Genomic DNA, 15,932 nt, shown 5'->3' with positions numbered 1-15,932 from the left:
CAGCGCAGCCCTAAGGGCTGGGTGATCTCCCACAGAGATTGCGCAAACTTTTAGACTTTGAAAAAGACAGTTGCTCCCACATCTGTTTCGGGCCAGTCTCTTCTGTGAGTTCACCGCTGTCCGCTTTGTGTGTTCCCTTCGATATTGAAGGTGCCGCCCATGCTTTTCTGCCATCTCCAGCCATGCACCCAGGGAGCGAGTGCGGAGGAAGCAGGAGTAACTGGCCCGAAACAGATGTGGGAGCGGCCTTGTGCCGCGAAGCGCTGCGCGGGCGGCGCTCGATCTCACAGGCGCTAAAACCGCCAAGCCGAACACCCGCCAGCCCCCACCCAACCCGCCCCGCCGCAAAGTGCCCTGCGGCAATCGGCCGCCTTCCAAGGCAAGGGCCTGGCCCTTTAACTGCATGGCACAAGCGTCACACCGGTGACGCATCATCCTTCACAAGCCGTATCGGGGAATGGAACATCGTGAACATCAAATGGGCAGAAAAGCTGCGCAAGGGCCTGCACGGCTCGGCCGACTCGCTGGGCAACCTGTGCGTCGAGGCCTTCCATTACCTGGCGCTGTTCGGCATTGGCGCAATCACAGCCTATGCGGCGGTCGTGACCTTCCTGGACATGCTCGGCAAGGGCGGGATCAGTGTCGATGACATCCTGCTGCTGTTCATCTACCTGGAGCTGGGGGCGATGGTCGGTATCTACTTCAAGACCAACCACATGCCGATCCGCTTCCTGCTGTATGTGGCAATCACTGCGCTGACCCGCCTGCTGATCGGCGATGTCTCGCACCACAAGGCGCCGGACGAAGGGCTGCTGTACCTGTGCGGGGGCATCCTGTTGCTGGCGTTCTCGATCCTGGTGGTGCGCTACGCCTCGTACCGCTACCCCTCGACCAAGGTGCTGGATGCAAACGGCAAGGAAGTGGAGGAGGGCAAGTAGCCCTCAGTTGGCCATGAACGCACGCGGCTCGTGGCTGGCATCGCGGGTCAGTGCGGCCAGCACCTGCATCGGGTTCTGGCCCAGTTCGATGGCCAGCCCCAGGCGGATGCTGTCGATGACCCGCTGCAAACGCACCGGGTCGTTGCGCTGGGCCTGGGTGATCAGGCGCTTGGCGACCACGCCAGCGTCGTCGGACAGGGTGAGCATGATGCTGCCGTCGAGGTTGGCAATGCTCAGGTTGACCCGGTACTCGGGGGCGAAGGCGGCGCTGATCCGGTCGAATGGGTTGTTCATGGTCTTGCTTCTGCGGTGAATGAATGCAGGAGTTGACCGGCTGGTTTGCAGGTTGGTTCAGCACCATTGATCGGGTACAAACGAAAACGCCCGGCACTTGGCCGGGCGTTTTCAGTGTGACGATCAGGCGTCCGGGTCACTTAGCTCCAAGGCGCCGCGCTTGCTGCGCAGCTTGCCGTAGAAGTGTTCCAGCGCGTGGCTGAGTTTGGTAGCGGCACCGTCCACTGCCTGGTCCAGCGAAGTGGCGGTGTGGGTCACGGAAATCGGTTGGTGGCCTTTGGGACGAGCCTCCATCTGGCAGCGTTTGTCATGCGGTCCGGGCTTGGCGCCGTTCTCGTCGCGCAGGTGCACCTCGATGCGGGTGAGGTCGTCCTCGAAGCGCTCAAGAGAGCTTTCCAGTGTACTGCGGACCCACTGGTCGAGCCGGGCGTTGCTTTCGAAATGGTTGCTGCTGTTGACCTGGATTTGCATGATTCAATCCTTATTCAGCTTGCTCGCATGGAGGCGCGTCCAGGTCCTTGAGACCCTTGGAATTTCTGCGCCTCTTGACTCTAAGGTCAGGCAACCGGGAAACGAATTCAAGCCCTTTTTGAAAATAAATTTTTTGTTGCAAATCCCCGCTGTTGAAAGGGCGATCCCCTTCGGCTTGGCACCGCTATCTCCTGTGGGAGCGGCTCACAGTGTCGAGGCTATACATCGCCCGACCTTTGCTTATGAGAATTGAAATCATTATTATTGCACCCCCGAAAACGCCCGGACCTTCGCCATGTCGCGCAAAACCGCCGGCCTCCCGCTCAGCTATCGCCTGGCCGTGGCTTCACGCAGCCTGGCCGCGCTGCTGGGCGGCTACCTGCTGGCGTCCATGGCCAGCGTCTGTGTCGCCCTGGTGGCGCCATTGCCCAAGGTCGATGCCACGGTTACCGGCCTGCTGCTATCGTTCGTCTTCTACCTGCTGGCGTTCATCTGGTGTTTCGCCTGCCGCAGCGCCTGGCGCGCGTGGCTGGGCGTGCTGGTGCCAAGCGTGCTGCTGGGCCTGATCAGCGGCGTTGCCTACTGGATGAAAAACCCATGAAAGAAGGCTTTCGCCAGGCCATGGCCTGGCTGCACACCTGGACCGGCCTGATCTTTGGCTGGCTGTTGTTCGCCATCTTCCTGACCGGCACGATGTCGTACTTCAAGGACGAGATCACTCACTGGTCGCAACCCGAAGTGCGCCGCCATGCGCTCGACCCGGCAGCGAGCCTGGGGCTGGCACAGCGTTACCTCGAAGCCAACGCTGGCCACGCCAGCAACTGGATGATCCGCTTGCCGAGCGAGCGCGAAGCAGCGCTCGGCGTGAGCTGGCGCAACCCGGATGGCGGGCGGCGGGGGTTTGTCAGCAAAAGCCTCGATGCACAGACCGGCCAGCCGGTAGACGCACGTGACAGCCGCGGTGGCGAATTTTTCTACCGCTTCCACTTCCAGCTGGAAATGCCGTATCCCTTCGGGCGTTGGTTATCGACGTTCTGCGCCTTCATCATGTTGCTGGGGTTGGTCACCGGGATCATCACCCACAAGAAGATCTTCAAGGAGTTCTTCACCTTTCGCCCCGGCAAAGGCCAGCGCTCTTGGCTGGACGGGCACAACGCGATTGGCGTGCTGGTGCTGCCGTTTCACCTGATGATCAGTTACAGCAGCCTGGTGCTGTTCATGTACATGGTGATGCCTGCGGGCATCCTGGCCAGCTATGGCAGCAATACCGGGGATTACTTCAACGACCTGTTCGGCCGTGACGATGTGCCCAAGGTGGCCAATGTCGCGACGCCGCTGGCACCGCTGCCCAGCCTGTACGCCAAGGTGCAGGCGCTGGAGCCGGGTGCGCGTATTGGTTACATCCAGCTGCAGAACCCGGGCGACCGCAATGCCCGTGTCACCTTCACGCAGTCCTCGGCTGACAACGTGGCTTACAAGCGCAGTGCCAACTGGACGTTCGATGCCGCAACGGGCGAATTGCTGAATCAGGGCAAGCCGGAGACCGGGGCGATGATGACCGCCTTCAGCTTCGCCGGGCTGCACATGGGCAATTTCGCCGCGCCATGGTTGCGCTGGCTGTACTTCGCCTTCGGTGTGGCCGGCACCGCCGTGATCGGCACTGGCCTGGTGATGTGGCTGGGCAAGCGCCAGCTCAAGCATGCCAAGCGTGAGCACATGCCGGGCGAGCTGCGCCTGGTCGAGGTGCTCAATATCGCCAGCATGAGCGGCCTGTTGCTGGCGGTGGCGGGCTTCTTCTGGGCCAACCGGCTGATCCCGGTGGGCGTCGAGGGCCGTGCCGACTGGGAAGTAAATACTTTCTTGCTGGTATGGGCGTTGTCATTGGTACATGCCGTGCTGCGCCCCGGGCGGCGCGCCTGGGGTGAGCAACTGGCATTGGGGGCAGTGGTTTTTGGCCTGTTGCCGTTGCTTAATGGCCTGACCACCGGCCAGGGCCTGAACCACGCCGTGCCTGCGGGCGACTGGGCCATGGCCGGCTTCGACCTTACCGCGCTGGCCATCGGCCTGTTCCTCGCCTGGCTGGCCGGCAAGATGCTGCGCAGCCCCAAGCCGGTGGCCAAGCGTGCCCCGCGTGCGGCAAAAAAGCCGAGCACTGAACCTGTGGAGGCGAGCTGATGCTGGGTAACGCCCTGATCGCCTTTGCCGGCTTCGTCGCCCTGTGCCTGGCCATGGAAAAGCACTTCAGCGACCTGCTCGGGCGCAAGCCGCGCCCACGGCAGTTGCGCCTGTTGCGTATCGCCGGTTGGCTGCTGCTGGCGCTGTCGCTGGTCCTCAGCGTGCACCTGCGTGGCTGGGCCCATGGCCTGGTGGAATGGGCGGCGGTAATCATGGCCGGGGTGACCCTGTGGGTGTTCGGCCTGCCGTACCAGCCACGCCTGCTGCTGGGCCTGGCCGCGGCCAGTGTGGTGCTGGGCCCGTTGCTGGCCGTGTTCGCCGTGTGAACCCTTGAGCGAGCACGGGGATATCAGCGAGGCCGACGCCGACAGCGCTGGCGCACGGGCGCGTTTCGTTCAGGTGTTCCAGGCACAGCGCGCGCGCATGGAAGCGCTGGTCAGCCCCGTTCGAGGTGCGCCAGCAGGGTGATGGCAGCCAGGTGACGGTGCGCAGCGGGCGGGCGGCGGTTAGCCCGGCAGCGGGCGACGTGGCGCGCGAGCTGACGGCCAACCAGCAGGTGACGTACGGCGCGGGCCGCATGGGCGAAACCGTGGCGGTGGACAGCGACAACCGTCTGGCCTGGCGCCAGGGTTGGCTGAATTACTACCAGGTGCCCCTGGCACAGGTGGTCGAAGGCCTGGGGCGTTATTACCCGGGGCGCATTTTGGTGCTTGATGATGAACTGGGGCAGCGCAAGGTCAGCGGCAGTTTCCCGGTGGCTGAACCGCTGCTGGCGCTGGATTCGCTGGGCAAGTCGGGCGCCGAACCGCCGCGAAGAGGCAGGTGCTGTTGCAGTTGAACGTGAAGAACCTGTTCGACACGGTGTACTACAGCTCGGCGGTGAACCAGTACTTTGTGGCGATTGGGAATGCGCGGCAGGTGAGCTTGTCCAGCACCCTTGAGTTCTAGGTAGTTGGGGCCGCTTTGCGGCCCATCGCCGGCAAGCCAGCTCCCACAGGACTTCCACAGGCCTGAAGTTATCGCGATACCTGTGGGGCTGGCTTGCCGGCGATGGGCTGCAAAGCAGCCCCAACTTTACAGGCTAAAGGCCAAACGGTACTCGCCCGGTGTGGCACCCATCGCCTGCCGGAACCGGTTACTGAAATGGCTGGCACTGGCAAACCCGCACAACAGGGCAATTTCCCCCAGCGGCATCACCCCCCGCCGCAACAGCTGGCAAGCCCGGTGCAGCCGCCGGGCCAGCAGGTACTGGTGCGGCGGTAGCCCGAAACTGGCGCGGAACATGCGCGCAAAGTGGTACTCGGACAAGTTGCAGCGCAACGCCAGCTCGCCCAGGGTCATCGGCTGATCCAGGTGCGCCTCGATGTAGTCGACCAGATGCCGGCGCAGGTTTGGCGCCAGCCCGCCTTTCAGGCGCAGGCCCTGACGCAGCCCGACCTGGCTGAGCAGCGCATGGTCGACGATTTCATGGGCCAGGCTGCTGGCCAACAGGCGCTCGCCGGGTTCGTCCCAGTCCAGGCCGATCAGTTGGCGAAAGCGTCGGGCCTGCTGTGGGTCGTCAAGAAAGGTCGCTTCCTGCAACTGCAATTCGCGCGGCTCACGGTCAAGCAGGCGCACGCAGCCGAGGGCGAACTGCGCTTCGCTGACGTACAGGTGTGCCAGGCGGATCTCACCATTCACCACCCAGTTCGATTCGTGGCCGGCCGGCATGATGCACAGTTTGTCGGGTGCGCCTTTGTCGGCCGGACGTTGGCGGCGGAACGTGCCGGTACCGTCGGCGATGTAGCACGACAGGGTGTGGTGGCTCGGCGCCTGATAGTCGCGGGCATCGTCGCGGTTGCTCCACAACGCCGCCGCCAGCCCGTCGCCCAGGTGCGCGCTCAGCTCCAGGCGGGCGTGGGGCGAGGCGTGCATGGCGTTGAACACTTGCAGTTGGGTGAATGGCGTCATGGGTGGTTCCTCTGAAGCCCATCCTACTGCGCCTAGGACTGGCTGACAGCCACGGGCGGGACAAATGCGCAAGTTTGTGCAAGCGCAAAGTGCCGGGCAGGGCGAACACTGATTGCACTGGCGAGGGCTGCGCCCTCGATCGCCGGCAAGCCAGCTCCCACAGGTACAGCGCCCAGTTTGAGGTTGACGCGGTCTCTGTGGGAGCTGGCTTGCCGGCGATGGGCTGCGCAGCGGCCCCAGGATGTATGGTCGATCGCCTGAGGAACTGCACCGATGAACCTGTCACTCTACCTGCTCACCGTCCTGATCTGGGGCACCACCTGGATCGCCCTGAAGCTCCAGCTGGGCGTGGTCGCCATTCCGGTGTCGATCGTCTACCGCTTCGCCCTGGCCGGCCTGATTCTGTTTGCCTTCCTGCTGCTCACCCGGCGTCTGCAGCCGATGAACAAGCGCGGCCACCAGATCTGCCTGGCCCAAGGCCTGTGCCTGTTCTGCGTCAACTTTATCTGCTTCCTCAGCGCCAGCCAGTGGATCGCCAGCGGCCTGATCGCCGTGGTGTTTTCCACCGCCACGCTGTGGAACGCGATGAATGCGCGGATCTTCTTCGGCCAGAAAATCGCCAGCAATGTGCTAGGCGGCGGCGCGCTTGGGTTGCTGGGGTTGTGCTTGTTGTTCTGGCCGGAGCTGTCGCACCACGCCGCCAGCCCCGAAACCCTCTACGGCCTGGGCCTGGCGCTGCTGGGCACACTGTGCTTCTCGGCCGGCAACATGCTCTCCAGCATGCAGCAGAAAGCCGGCCTCAAGCCCATGACCACCAATGCCTGGGGCATGGTCTACGGCGCGACGATGCTGGCGGTGTATTGCCTGGTCAGCGGCATCCCGTTCGCCATGGAATGGAACACGCGTTACATCGGCTCGCTGCTGTACCTGGTGATCCCCGGCTCGGTGATCGGCTTTACTGCCTACCTGACACTGGTCGGGCGCATGGGGCCGGAGCGGGCGGCGTACTGTACTGTGCTGTTCCCGTTGGTGGCGTTGAATGTATCGGCGGTGGCCGAGGGGTATCAATGGACCGCGCCGGCCCTGCTGGGGCTGGTGGCGGTGATGGCGGGGAATGTGTTGGTGTTTCGTAAGCCCAAGGCCAGAGGGGCGACAGGCTTGCCGAGGTCGGTGTAGGAGCGGCCTTGTGTCGCGATGGGCCGCAAAGCGGCCCCGGCCATATCAGCTGCGAAGCTGAAATCAGGGGGCCGCTACGCGCCCCATCGCGACACAAGGCCGCTCCTACACAGGGATCGCGCGAGCTCAGGCAATGATCAGCCCTTCCACACCTGCGGGTTCACCAGGTCCCGCGGCCGCTCGCCGAGCAAGGCCGCACGCAGGTTGTCCATCGCCCGGTTGGCCATGGCCTCGCGGGTTTCGGCCGTGGCCGAGCCAATGTGCGGCAAGGTCAGCGCATTGGGCAGCTTGAACAGCGGCGAATCGCTCAGCGGCTCTTTCTCGTACACATCCAGCCCGGCGCCGCGAAGGGTGCCGTTCTGCAGTGCTTCGATCAGCGCGGCCTCATCGACCACCGGGCCACGGGCGATGTTGATCAGGAACGCGCTTGGCTTCATCAGCTTCAGCTCGCGGGTGCTGATCAGCTTGCGGGTGGCATCGGACAACGGCACCACGATAACCACAAAGTCCGCTTCGGCCAGCAGCTGCTCGAGGCTGCGGAACTGCGCGCCCAGCTCTTGCTCCAGCGCGGTCTTGCGGCTGTTGCCGCTGTACAGGATCGGCATGTTAAAGCCAAAGCGGCCACGGCGGGCCACGGCTGCACCAATGTTGCCCATGCCGACGATGCCCAGGGTCTTGCCATGCACATCGCTGCCGAAGTGGGCCGGGCCGACGGTGGCCTGCCAGTTGCCGGCCTTGGTCCAGGCATCCAGCTCGGCGGTGCGGCGGGCGCAGCCCATGACCAGCGAGAAGCCCAGGTCGGCGGTGCTTTCGGTCAGCACGTCGGGGGTGTTGGTCAGGGCGATGCCGCGCTCGTTGAAGTAGTCCAGGTCGTAGTTGTCGTAGCCGACCGACACGCTGGACACCACCTCCAGCCTGGCCGCACCTTCCAGCTGGGCGCGGCCGAGCTTGCGGCCAACGCCGATCAGGCCATGGGCTTCGGGCAGGGCTTCGTTGAACTGGGCGTTGATGTCGCCCAGCTTGGGGTTGGGCAGGATAACGTTGAAGTCTTGCTGCAGGCGCTCGGCCATGGCCGGGGTGATACGGCTGAAGGCCAGGACGGTCTTTTTCATCGGGCTACTTCCAAAAGAAAAGCTACAAGCTACAAGCTTCAAGCCACAAGAAAAAGCAGCACCTGCGCGGATCTGCTTTTTCTTGTGCTTGAATCTTGCGGCTTGCAGCTGCTTTCAGTTGGCGATCAGCACATGATGGGTTTTCAGGTCCGCTTCATGTGCCGCCAGAATCTCCGGCAGCGAGTTGCGCAGGTACTCGACCCAGGTCTTGATCTTGGCATCCAGGTACTGCCGCGACGGGTAGATCGCGTACAGGTTCAACTCCTGCAAGCGGTACTCGGGCAGTACCCGCACCAGGCTGCCGTCACGCAGGCCATCGATGGCCGAATAGATTGGCAGCACGCCCACGCCCATGCCACTGCGGATAGCCGTCTTCATGGCGTCGGCGGTGTTGACCATGAACGGCGAGCTGGTGATGTTGACCATTTCCTGGCCCTCCGGGCCGTCGAACAGCCACTTTTCCAGTGGGATCACCGGGCTGACCATGCGCAGGCAGGCGTGCTTGAGCAGGTCGGCAGGCTTGTTCGCCTCGCCGTGGCGGGCAATGTAATCGGGCGAAGCGCAGACGATGCTGTAGGTGATGCCCAGGCGCTGCGAGACGAACCCCGAGTCGGGCAGTTCGGTGGCCAGCACGATGGACACGTCATAGCCTTCGTCGAGCAGGTCGGGCACGCGGTTGGCCATGGTCAGGTCGAAGGTCACGTCCGGGTGCGATTCGCGATAGCGGGCGATGGCATCGACCACGAAATGCTGGCCGACCCCGGTCATCGAATGCACCTTCAGCTGCCCGGCCGGGCGCGCATGGGCGTCGCTGGCCTCGGCTTCGGCTTCTTCGACGTAGGTAAGAATCTGTTCGCAACGCATCAGGTAGCGCTTGCCGGCCTCGGTCAGCGCAATGCGGCGGGTGGTACGGTTGAGCAGCCTTGTTTGCAGATGGGCTTCCAGGTTGGAGACCGCCCGCGACACGTTCGCGGTGGTCGTATCCAGTTGCGCCGCAGCGGCAGTAAAGCTGCCTAATTGGGCTACGCAACTGAAAGCACGCATGTTTTGCAGGGTGTCCATGGGTCACTCTCGATGTAGAGGACAAAATTGTGTCACGAAGTAACGCAAAAGGTATTAAAAATTGCCTTCGACCAAAGGCGGATTATCGCTGTTTTGGTAACAAAGATTCGCAGGAATCTGCGCTTATCGCCAGTGCTGCAGCCCCCTAGAATTGCCCGGCCCCCTCACCACTTCCTCGGGATATCGCAGCTGTGCCGCGTCGCATCAACAGAACGCTCAATGCGTTCAGTGCCTGTGCCCTTGCCCTCACCTTGAGCGGCTGTATCGGAACCTGGGGCATTGCCCCGCAAAGCAAGACGCTGCAAGCCAATAACTTGACCACCGACGCGGCCATTCGCGAAGCCGCAACGGACGCCCACTGGCCCGACCAGCAGTGGTGGCACGCCTATGGCGACGCCCAACTGGACCGCTGGCTTGCCCTGGCCGTGGCCGGCAGCCCGAGCCTGGCCATGGCCGCGGCGCGGGTGCGCGAAGCCAAGGCCATGGCCGGTGTGGTCGAGTCGGCAGAAAAGCTCCAGGCCAACGGCCAGGCTACGCTCAAACGCCACAACTGGCCTGAAGACCAGTTCTACGGCCCTGGCGCGCTGTCCGGTGCCAACACCTGGGATAACAACGCGGCCATCGGCTTCAGCTATGCCCTTGACTTGTGGGGCCGTGAACGCAATGCCAGCGAGCAGGCTGTGGACCAGGCGCACATGAGCGTGGCCGAAGCCCGCCAGGCGCAGCTGGAACTGCAGAACAACGTGGTACGCGCCTACATCCAGTTGAGCCTGCACTTTGCCCAGCGCGATATCGTCAAGGCCGAACTGGAACAGCAAGAGCAGATTCTGGCCTTGGCCAAGCGCCGCCTGGATGCCGGTATCGGTACCCACTTCGAAGTCAGCCAGGCCGAAGCGCCGCTGCCGGAAACCCACCGTCAGCTCGACAGCCTGAACGAGGAAATCGCCCTGACCCGCAACCAGTTGGCGGCCCTGGCTGGCAAAGGCCCGGGGGAGGGCGCGCAGTTGCAGCGCCCAACCCTGTCCCTGGCTGCGCCGCTGAAACTGCCGTCGAACCTGCCTGCCGAACTGGTCGGCCAGCGCCCCGACGTGGTCGCCAGCCGTTGGCAGGTGGCCGCGCAGGCGCGTGGCATTGACGTCGCCCATGCCGGCTTCTTCCCCAACGTCGACCTGGTTGGCAGCCTGGGCTTCATGGCCACCGGCGGCGGCCCGCTGGAGTTCCTTACCGGGCGCAAGTTCAACTACAACGTCGGCCCGGCCATCAGCCTGCCGATTTTCGACGGTGGCCGCCTGCGTTCGCAGCTGGGCGTGGCGTCGGCCGGTTACGACGTGGCCGTGGCGCGTTACAACCAGACCGTGGTCGGTGCGTTGAAGAACATCTCCGACCAGTTGATCCGCCGCGAATCGATGAAAGAGCAGTCGCACTTTGCCGCCGAGTCGGTCGCCGCCGCACAGAAGACCTACGACATCGCCATGGTCGCCTTCCAGCGTGGCCTGACCGACTACCTCAACGTGCTCAACGCGCAAACCCTGCTGTTCCGCCAGCAGCAGGTGCAACAGCAGGTGCAGGCCGCGCGGCTGATCGCCCATGCCGAGCTGGTCACTGCACTGGGGGGTGGCTTGCAGGCCGGCCAGGATGTGCCCGAAGAAGAACGCCAGGCCGCGCCGAAAACCCCGGCGACCCTGGCCATTTTCGACAAGAAGCCGGATAACGCCGAATGAGCACTTCCAGTCTGCCCGTGCGCTGGCTGCAAAGCCTGGAATGGCGCCGGGGCTTCTTTGCCTGGGCACGCACCGACGGCGTCACCTGGGTGTACATCTTCAAGGTACTGGCCGCTGCATTCATCACCCTGTGGCTGGCCATGCGCCTGGAGCTGCCGCAACCGCGCACGGCAATGATCACCGTGTTCATCGTCATGCAGCCGCAAAGCGGCCATGTGTTCGCCAAGAGTTTCTACCGGGTGCTTGGCACGTTGGCCGGTTCGGCAATGATGGTGGCGCTGATCGCCATTTTCCCGCAGAACACCGAGCTGTTCCTGCCCAGCCTGGCACTGTGGGTGGGCCTGTGCTCGGCCGGTGCCATGCGCTACCGCACCTTCCGTGCCTATGGCTTCGTGCTGGCCGGCTACACCGCTGCGATGATCGGCCTGCCGGTGCTGCAACACCCCGACCAGGCATTCATGGCGGCGGTATGGCGGGTATTGGAAATTGCCCTGGGCATCCTGGTGTCGACCTTTGTCAGCGCCGCAATCCTGCCGCAGTCAGCCAGTGCTGCCATGCGCAACGCCCTGTACCAGCGCTTTGGGGTGTTCGCCGGGGTCGTGGTCGAGGCCTTGCGCGGCGACAGCCAGCGTGACCGTTTCGAAAGCAGCAACGTGCGTTTCATCGCCGAGGCGGTGGGCCTTGAAAGCTTGCGTAACGTCACCGCCTTCGAAGACCCGCACATGCGCCGCCGCTCTGGCCGCCTGGTGCGGATGAACAGCGAGTTCATGGCCATCACCACCCGCTTCAACGCCTTGCACCGCTTGCTGGAACGCCTGCGCGCCCGCGGCCCGCTGCAGATCGTCAGTGCCATCGAACCGGGCCTGAATACCTTGGTGGAGCTGTTGCAACCCTACGTGGGCCGGGCGTTGACCGACGCCGATGCGCTGCGCCTGACCCTGGAGCTGGCCGCCTACAAGGAAGGCCTGCAGGCCCAAGTGCGCGGCCTGCGTGCCGAGTACCTGGCGACCGAGCCATGCGAGGCCGACCAACTCGACTTCCACACCGCGTTCGAGCTGCTGTACCGCTTTGTCGACGAGATGTTCAGCTACGCCGAAACCCACGCCTCACTGGCTGCGCACAAGCACGAGCGCGAGCAGTGGGACGAACCCTACGTGGCGCAGACCAGCTGGCTGGTGTCGGCCGCCGCCGGTGTGCGCGCCTCGGCAGTGCTGTTGCTGCTGGGCAGCTACTGGCTGCTCAGCGACTGGCCCAGCGGCGCCATGATGACCCTGATCGCCACGGTCACCGTAGGCCTGTCGGCCGCCTCGCCGAACCCCAAGCGCATGTCGTTCCAGATGGCCTGCGGCACGGCGATTGGCGCCTTTGTCGGCTTCTTCGAAACCTTCTTCGTGTTCCCCTGGATCGACGGTTTCCCGCTGCTGTGCATGGTGCTGGCGCCGGTGTTCGTGCTGGGTGCGTTCCTGTCGTCACGGCCGGCTTACGCGGGTTATGGCATCGGCTTGCTGGTGTTCTTCGCGATTGGCTCGGTGCCCAACAACCTGACCGTGTATGACCCCTACAGCTTTATCAACGACTACATCGGCATGGTCATCGGCATGTTCGTCTGTGCCGCCGCCGGGGCAATCATCCTGCCGCCCAACAGCCGCTGGCTGTGGAGCCGCCTGGAGCAGGAATTGCGCGAGCAGGTGCTGTTCGCCATCAGCGGCCGCCTGCGCGGTATCGGCACGGCCTTCGAAAGCCGCACCCGCGACCTGCTGCACCAGGCCTATGGCCTGGCAGCCGGCAAGCCGCAGGTGCAAAGCCAATTGATGGGCTGGATGTTTACCGTGCTGGAAATCGGCCATGCGGTCATCGAGCTGCGCAAGGAACAGGCCCGCGCACCGGTGCACCCAGCCTATGCCGAGTCGCAACCATGGCGCCAGGCCATCCGTGTGATGGGCCGCGCCCTGGCACGGCTGTTCCTGCAGCCCAGCGCCAGCAACCACGAACGTGCGCTGGTGGCGGTAGACCACGCCATCGCCCGGGTACAGGCCACCGACGAGCCGTTTGCCCGACACTTCGACACCTCGGTGCTGCGTCGCGCGCAAAGCTACCTGCACTTCATCCGTTCTTCCCTGCTGGACCCACAGTCGCCGCTGGTACCGGCGAAAGGACTGCACGATGCTCCGTGAAAGCATGCCCCGTGAAATCGCCTTCCATGGCGTATACATGCCCACCATGACCCTGATGTTCCTGTTCGCCCTGGGCCTGGCCTGGGGCCTGGACCGGTTTATCGCCAGCCATGATGGCTACCGCTTCTTCTGGCACCCGGCGCTGCTGCGCCTGAGCCTGTTCGTCTGCCTGTTCGGCGCCATGGCGCTTACTGTCTACTGGTGAGAAACCCTCGATGAAAAAGTTCTTCAGCCTGATCGCCACCCTGCTGGTGCTGGTCGCTGCCGTGGCCATCGGCCGCCAGTTGTGGCTGCACTACATGACCACCCCGTGGACACGCGACGGCCGCGTACGCGCCGACATCATCAACGTTGCCGCTGACGTGCCCGGTTACGTGGTGGATGTGCCAGTCAAGGACAACCAGCGGGTGAAGAAGGGCGACCTGCTGATCCAGATCGACCCCGAGCACTACCAACTGGCGGTCGACCAGGCCAAGGCGCTGGTCGCCTCGCGCAAGGCCACCTGGGACATGCGCAAGGTCAACGCCAAGCGCCGTGCTGACATGGACAACCTGGTGATCTCCAAGGAAAACCGCGACGACGCCAGTAATATCGCCAACTCCGCCCAGGCCGATTACCAGCAGGCCCTGGCCGAACTGGCTGCCGCCGAGCTGAACCTCAAGCGCACGCACATTGTGGCCACGGTGGACGGCTACGTGACCAACCTCAACATCCACAAGGGCGACTACGCGCGCACCGGTGAAGCGGTAATGGCGGTGGTCGACGAAAATTCGTTCTGGGTGTACGGCTTCTTCGAAGAGACCAAGCTGCCGCATGTAAAGGTGGGTGACCAGGCCGAGTTGCAGATGATGAGCGGCGAGCGTATCAAGGGCCATGTGGAGAGCATCGCCCGCGGCATCTACGACCGCGACAACCCACAGAGCCGCGAGCTGATCGCCGACGTGAACCCGACCTTCAACTGGGTGCGGTTGGCGCAGCGGGTGCCGGTGCGCATTCACATTGATGAAGTGCCGGAAGGGTTTTTGCTGGCGGCGGGGACGACGTGTACGGTGGTGGTGAAGCCGAGCGAGGAGTAGTCCTTATGCTCTACCAAGGCATTGCTTGCCTATTGTAGGAGCGGCCTTGCCGGGGCGCCGGACCGGTCGGATGGGCTGCGCAGCAGCCCTAGGGTTTCCGCACAAATGCACAAATTGCCGGGGCTGCTTTGCAGCCCATCGCGACACAAGGCCGCTCCTACAAAAGCCGGTGCTGAACAGAAAAAATATGCAAGACAGTTGCTCCTTCAAAGCACGAGTTAGCCGATGACGATGTGTGTAGGTGCCTTGCCTTAAGTCGCAGCAGCTTCTTGGAGTAGCTGGCCCCAATCGTCTGGTGGATGGCCAGTTAGCAGCATCTTCTGAAAAACCTTGTAAGCGTCGTCGCTGCTGTCGTAGGCGCGTTTGCTCGACTCATCATTGACCCACGCCAGCACGATGATCTTGCTGGCAGTGTGATAGCGAAAGAACAAGCGGTATTGCTGGAAGAACTTCGCCCTGAACCAGTGCTTGTGATCACCGCCAAGCGTTGCACCCTGGCGGTACTCAGGTTTTGTCGGGTCTTGAGGGATTACATCAAACGCTAACCGCTTGATGGCTGCCAGCCGCTTATAAGCATTCTTTTTCGTGTAACCCGTTGGGTCCTTCTGCATCTGGGCCTGAACTTGAACGCTCAGTGCGTCGAGCTTGGCCAGGAACAGCGGGTGGGCAAATACAGTCCATCCGTGAATAACCAGAGGCGTTTTTTTCGCATCACTCATTCATCATCCGCCGACAGAGGTTGATCCAGATCGACCTCCGCGTCGCCGACAAGCCTGTTGAGGCGCGCGATGAGGTCAGCATCGACAACCTGCAGCCGTTGAGGATTTGTTGCGATGTCGTGGGCCAGAAAACTCAGGAACTGGCCCAGCACCGGATCATCCTCGGTTGCCTCTGCGCGGGTGAGTATCACCCCACCGTCAGGGCGAATCGAGTAATGGATCTTGTCACGTTTTTTCAAACCCAAGGCACGACGCACGGTTTCAGGAACAGTGGTCTGGTAACGATCGGTCAGCGTGGACTCGACTTCGAAGGTGGTAGCCATAGCGCATGTCCATTGAGGTCCATCAACGATCATCAAGGTAATGCGATTGCATTGTCTGGTCAATGCAAATGCATTACGCGGCTGATCAGCGGTTCACGCCGCCCCCACCAACACCGGCACCTCAACCCGATCAATCACCTTCGCGCTGATCGACGGGTCCAGCAACCGGCCCAGCCGCGACAGGTGGCGGTGGCCCATGATGATCAGCTCGCAGTTCAGCTCCTGCGCCTTGGCCACGATGGCCTCGACCGGTTGCCCGGCAACCATGCAGCCCTGGCTGGTGAAGCCGGCCTGTCGCAACTCGCCAACTGCCTTGGCCACCGCGTCGTCAGCCTGGTGCTGTTCCTCGCAGGCGGCGGGGTATTCCTCGAGTTCTTCAGCGGTGTAGGGCGCGGGTTGCTCGTGCACAGCGAAGGTTGAGTCGATGGCCAGCAGCACATGCAGTACGTGGTCGGCGGGGCGGCAGTAGCGGCGGGCGAGGGTGAGCAGGGCGGTGGCGGCGGGGGAAGCGTCGATGGCGATCAGTACGAGGTTGGGCATTGAGAATCCTTGTTTCAGGCGGGTTAATCATTTGCCTGTTCTGGCCCTATCGCCGGCAAGCCAGCTCCCACAGGTCCAACACAGGGCCTGAGCGTTGCGGGATCCCTGGACTGCCCCCAAGAAGTTGGACAAAAAATCCAACCCTTGGGGGACCTATGGGCAAATACACAGAGCAGTTCAAGCTCACAGCCATCTCAGCCT

17 protein-coding genes and 2 pseudogenes are annotated in these 15,932 nt (G+C 63.2%); 11 read left to right on the top strand and 8 right to left on the bottom strand.

The window, feature by feature from the left end:
* The first annotated feature begins 467 nt into the window (after window positions 1-467).
* A complete protein-coding gene (locus ACI2KG_RS28695) occupies window positions 468-938 on the top strand; it encodes a phosphate-starvation-inducible protein PsiE (RefSeq protein WP_264311624.1) in 471 nt (156 codons plus the stop codon).
* Window positions 939-941: 3 nt separating this feature from the next.
* Here ACI2KG_RS28695 and ACI2KG_RS28690 read toward each other — a convergent pair whose 3' ends face one another.
* Window positions 942-1,232, bottom strand: a complete 291-nt coding sequence (locus ACI2KG_RS28690) for a DUF3509 domain-containing protein (protein ID WP_201207816.1) — start codon at window positions 1,230-1,232, stop codon at window positions 942-944.
* Between the two features lie 123 nt (window positions 1,233-1,355).
* Complete coding sequence (locus tag ACI2KG_RS28685; RefSeq protein ID WP_400614324.1) at window positions 1,356-1,703, bottom strand: HPF/RaiA family ribosome-associated protein; 348 nt, start codon at window positions 1,701-1,703, stop codon at window positions 1,356-1,358.
* Window positions 1,704-1,998: 295 nt separating this feature from the next.
* On the opposite strand from ACI2KG_RS28685, the gene ACI2KG_RS28680 reads away from it, so the two are divergent.
* The 5 genes and pseudogenes from ACI2KG_RS28680 to ACI2KG_RS28660 all read left to right on the top strand — a co-directional run.
* Window positions 1,999-2,304 (top strand): DUF3649 domain-containing protein, encoded by a 306-nt coding sequence (locus ACI2KG_RS28680; protein WP_404664221.1) that lies wholly within the window; start codon window positions 1,999-2,001, stop codon window positions 2,302-2,304.
* Entirely contained in the window at window positions 2,301-3,878 is a 1,578-nt protein-coding gene (locus ACI2KG_RS28675) for a PepSY-associated TM helix domain-containing protein (RefSeq protein ID WP_404664220.1), read from the top strand. Before ACI2KG_RS28680 ends, ACI2KG_RS28675 begins: the two co-directional genes overlap by 4 nt.
* The gene (locus tag ACI2KG_RS28670) at window positions 3,878-4,204 is read left to right on the top strand and encodes a DUF3325 domain-containing protein (protein WP_404664219.1); all 327 of its coding nucleotides are present in this window, start codon (window positions 3,878-3,880) and stop codon (window positions 4,202-4,204) included. Before ACI2KG_RS28675 ends, ACI2KG_RS28670 begins: the two co-directional genes overlap by 1 nt.
* 4 nt (window positions 4,205-4,208) lie before the next feature.
* A pseudogene (locus ACI2KG_RS28665) lies at window positions 4,209-4,319 on the top strand (RNA polymerase sigma factor); the annotation flags it as partial.
* Window positions 4,320-4,323: 4 nt separating this feature from the next.
* Window positions 4,324-4,716, top strand: a pseudogene (locus tag ACI2KG_RS28660) (FecR family protein); the annotation flags it as partial.
* A 236-nt stretch (window positions 4,717-4,952) separates the two neighbouring features.
* On the opposite strand, the gene ACI2KG_RS28655 reads toward ACI2KG_RS28660, so the two are convergent.
* Window positions 4,953-5,828, bottom strand: coding sequence for a helix-turn-helix domain-containing protein (locus tag ACI2KG_RS28655; protein WP_404664218.1), 876 nt, complete (start codon window positions 5,826-5,828; stop codon window positions 4,953-4,955).
* Between the two features lie 273 nt (window positions 5,829-6,101).
* Here ACI2KG_RS28655 and ACI2KG_RS28650 point away from each other — a divergent pair, with 273 nt between their 5' ends.
* Window positions 6,102-7,004 carry a DMT family transporter gene (locus ACI2KG_RS28650; RefSeq protein ID WP_404664217.1) on the top strand — a complete coding sequence of 301 codons (903 nt, stop codon included), beginning with the start codon at window positions 6,102-6,104 and terminating at the stop codon, window positions 7,002-7,004.
* 137 nt (window positions 7,005-7,141) lie between these two features.
* Here the strand turns inward: ACI2KG_RS28650 and ACI2KG_RS28645 are convergent, their stop codons facing one another.
* Window positions 7,142-8,116 (bottom strand): 2-hydroxyacid dehydrogenase, encoded by a 975-nt coding sequence (locus tag ACI2KG_RS28645; RefSeq protein WP_404664216.1) that lies wholly within the window; start codon window positions 8,114-8,116, stop codon window positions 7,142-7,144.
* 114 nt (window positions 8,117-8,230) lie between these two features.
* The gene (locus ACI2KG_RS28640; protein ID WP_404664215.1) at window positions 8,231-9,178 is read right to left on the bottom strand and encodes a LysR family transcriptional regulator; all 948 of its coding nucleotides are present in this window, start codon (window positions 9,176-9,178) and stop codon (window positions 8,231-8,233) included.
* Between the two features lie 191 nt (window positions 9,179-9,369).
* Here ACI2KG_RS28640 and ACI2KG_RS28635 point away from each other — a divergent pair, with 191 nt between their 5' ends.
* The 4 genes from ACI2KG_RS28635 to ACI2KG_RS28620 are packed head-to-tail and all read left to right on the top strand — an operon-like array spanning window position 9,370 to window position 14,149.
* Window positions 9,370-10,899 (top strand): efflux transporter outer membrane subunit, encoded by a 1,530-nt coding sequence (locus ACI2KG_RS28635; protein ID WP_404664214.1) that lies wholly within the window; start codon window positions 9,370-9,372, stop codon window positions 10,897-10,899.
* Window positions 10,896-13,073, top strand: a complete 2,178-nt coding sequence (locus tag ACI2KG_RS28630) for an FUSC family protein (protein WP_400614356.1) — start codon at window positions 10,896-10,898, stop codon at window positions 13,071-13,073. The genes ACI2KG_RS28635 and ACI2KG_RS28630 overlap by 4 nt, the downstream gene beginning before the upstream one ends.
* A gap of 4 nt (window positions 13,074-13,077) precedes the next feature.
* Window positions 13,078-13,278, top strand: a complete 201-nt coding sequence (locus ACI2KG_RS28625; RefSeq protein WP_009685040.1) for a DUF1656 domain-containing protein — start codon at window positions 13,078-13,080, stop codon at window positions 13,276-13,278.
* Between the two features lie 10 nt (window positions 13,279-13,288).
* Window positions 13,289-14,149 carry an efflux RND transporter periplasmic adaptor subunit gene (locus ACI2KG_RS28620; protein ID WP_404664213.1) on the top strand — a complete coding sequence of 287 codons (861 nt, stop codon included), beginning with the start codon at window positions 13,289-13,291 and terminating at the stop codon, window positions 14,147-14,149.
* Window positions 14,150-14,400: 251 nt separating this feature from the next.
* On the opposite strand, the gene ACI2KG_RS28615 is transcribed toward ACI2KG_RS28620, so the two are convergent.
* From ACI2KG_RS28615 to ACI2KG_RS28605, 3 genes are all read right to left on the bottom strand, one after another.
* Window positions 14,401-14,868: a type II toxin-antitoxin system YhaV family toxin gene (locus ACI2KG_RS28615; protein ID WP_404664212.1), complete on the bottom strand. Its 468-nt coding sequence runs from the start codon at window positions 14,866-14,868 to the stop codon at window positions 14,401-14,403.
* On the bottom strand, window positions 14,865-15,191 hold the full coding sequence (locus ACI2KG_RS28610) for a type II toxin-antitoxin system PrlF family antitoxin (RefSeq protein ID WP_404664211.1): 327 nt from the start codon (window positions 15,189-15,191) through the stop codon (window positions 14,865-14,867). The genes ACI2KG_RS28615 and ACI2KG_RS28610 overlap by 4 nt, the downstream gene beginning before the upstream one ends.
* A 93-nt stretch (window positions 15,192-15,284) precedes the next feature.
* The gene (locus ACI2KG_RS28605; RefSeq protein ID WP_404664210.1) at window positions 15,285-15,731 is read right to left on the bottom strand and encodes a universal stress protein; all 447 of its coding nucleotides are present in this window, start codon (window positions 15,729-15,731) and stop codon (window positions 15,285-15,287) included.
* Window positions 15,732-15,932: the final 201 nt, after the last annotated feature.

The organism is Pseudomonas sp. NPDC089407, assembly GCF_044900445.1.
Lineage (GTDB): Bacteria > Pseudomonadota > Gammaproteobacteria > Pseudomonadales > Pseudomonadaceae > Aquipseudomonas.
Note: the sequence above shows the minus strand (reverse complement) of the source record. Positions and strands in the feature narration are given on the sequence as shown.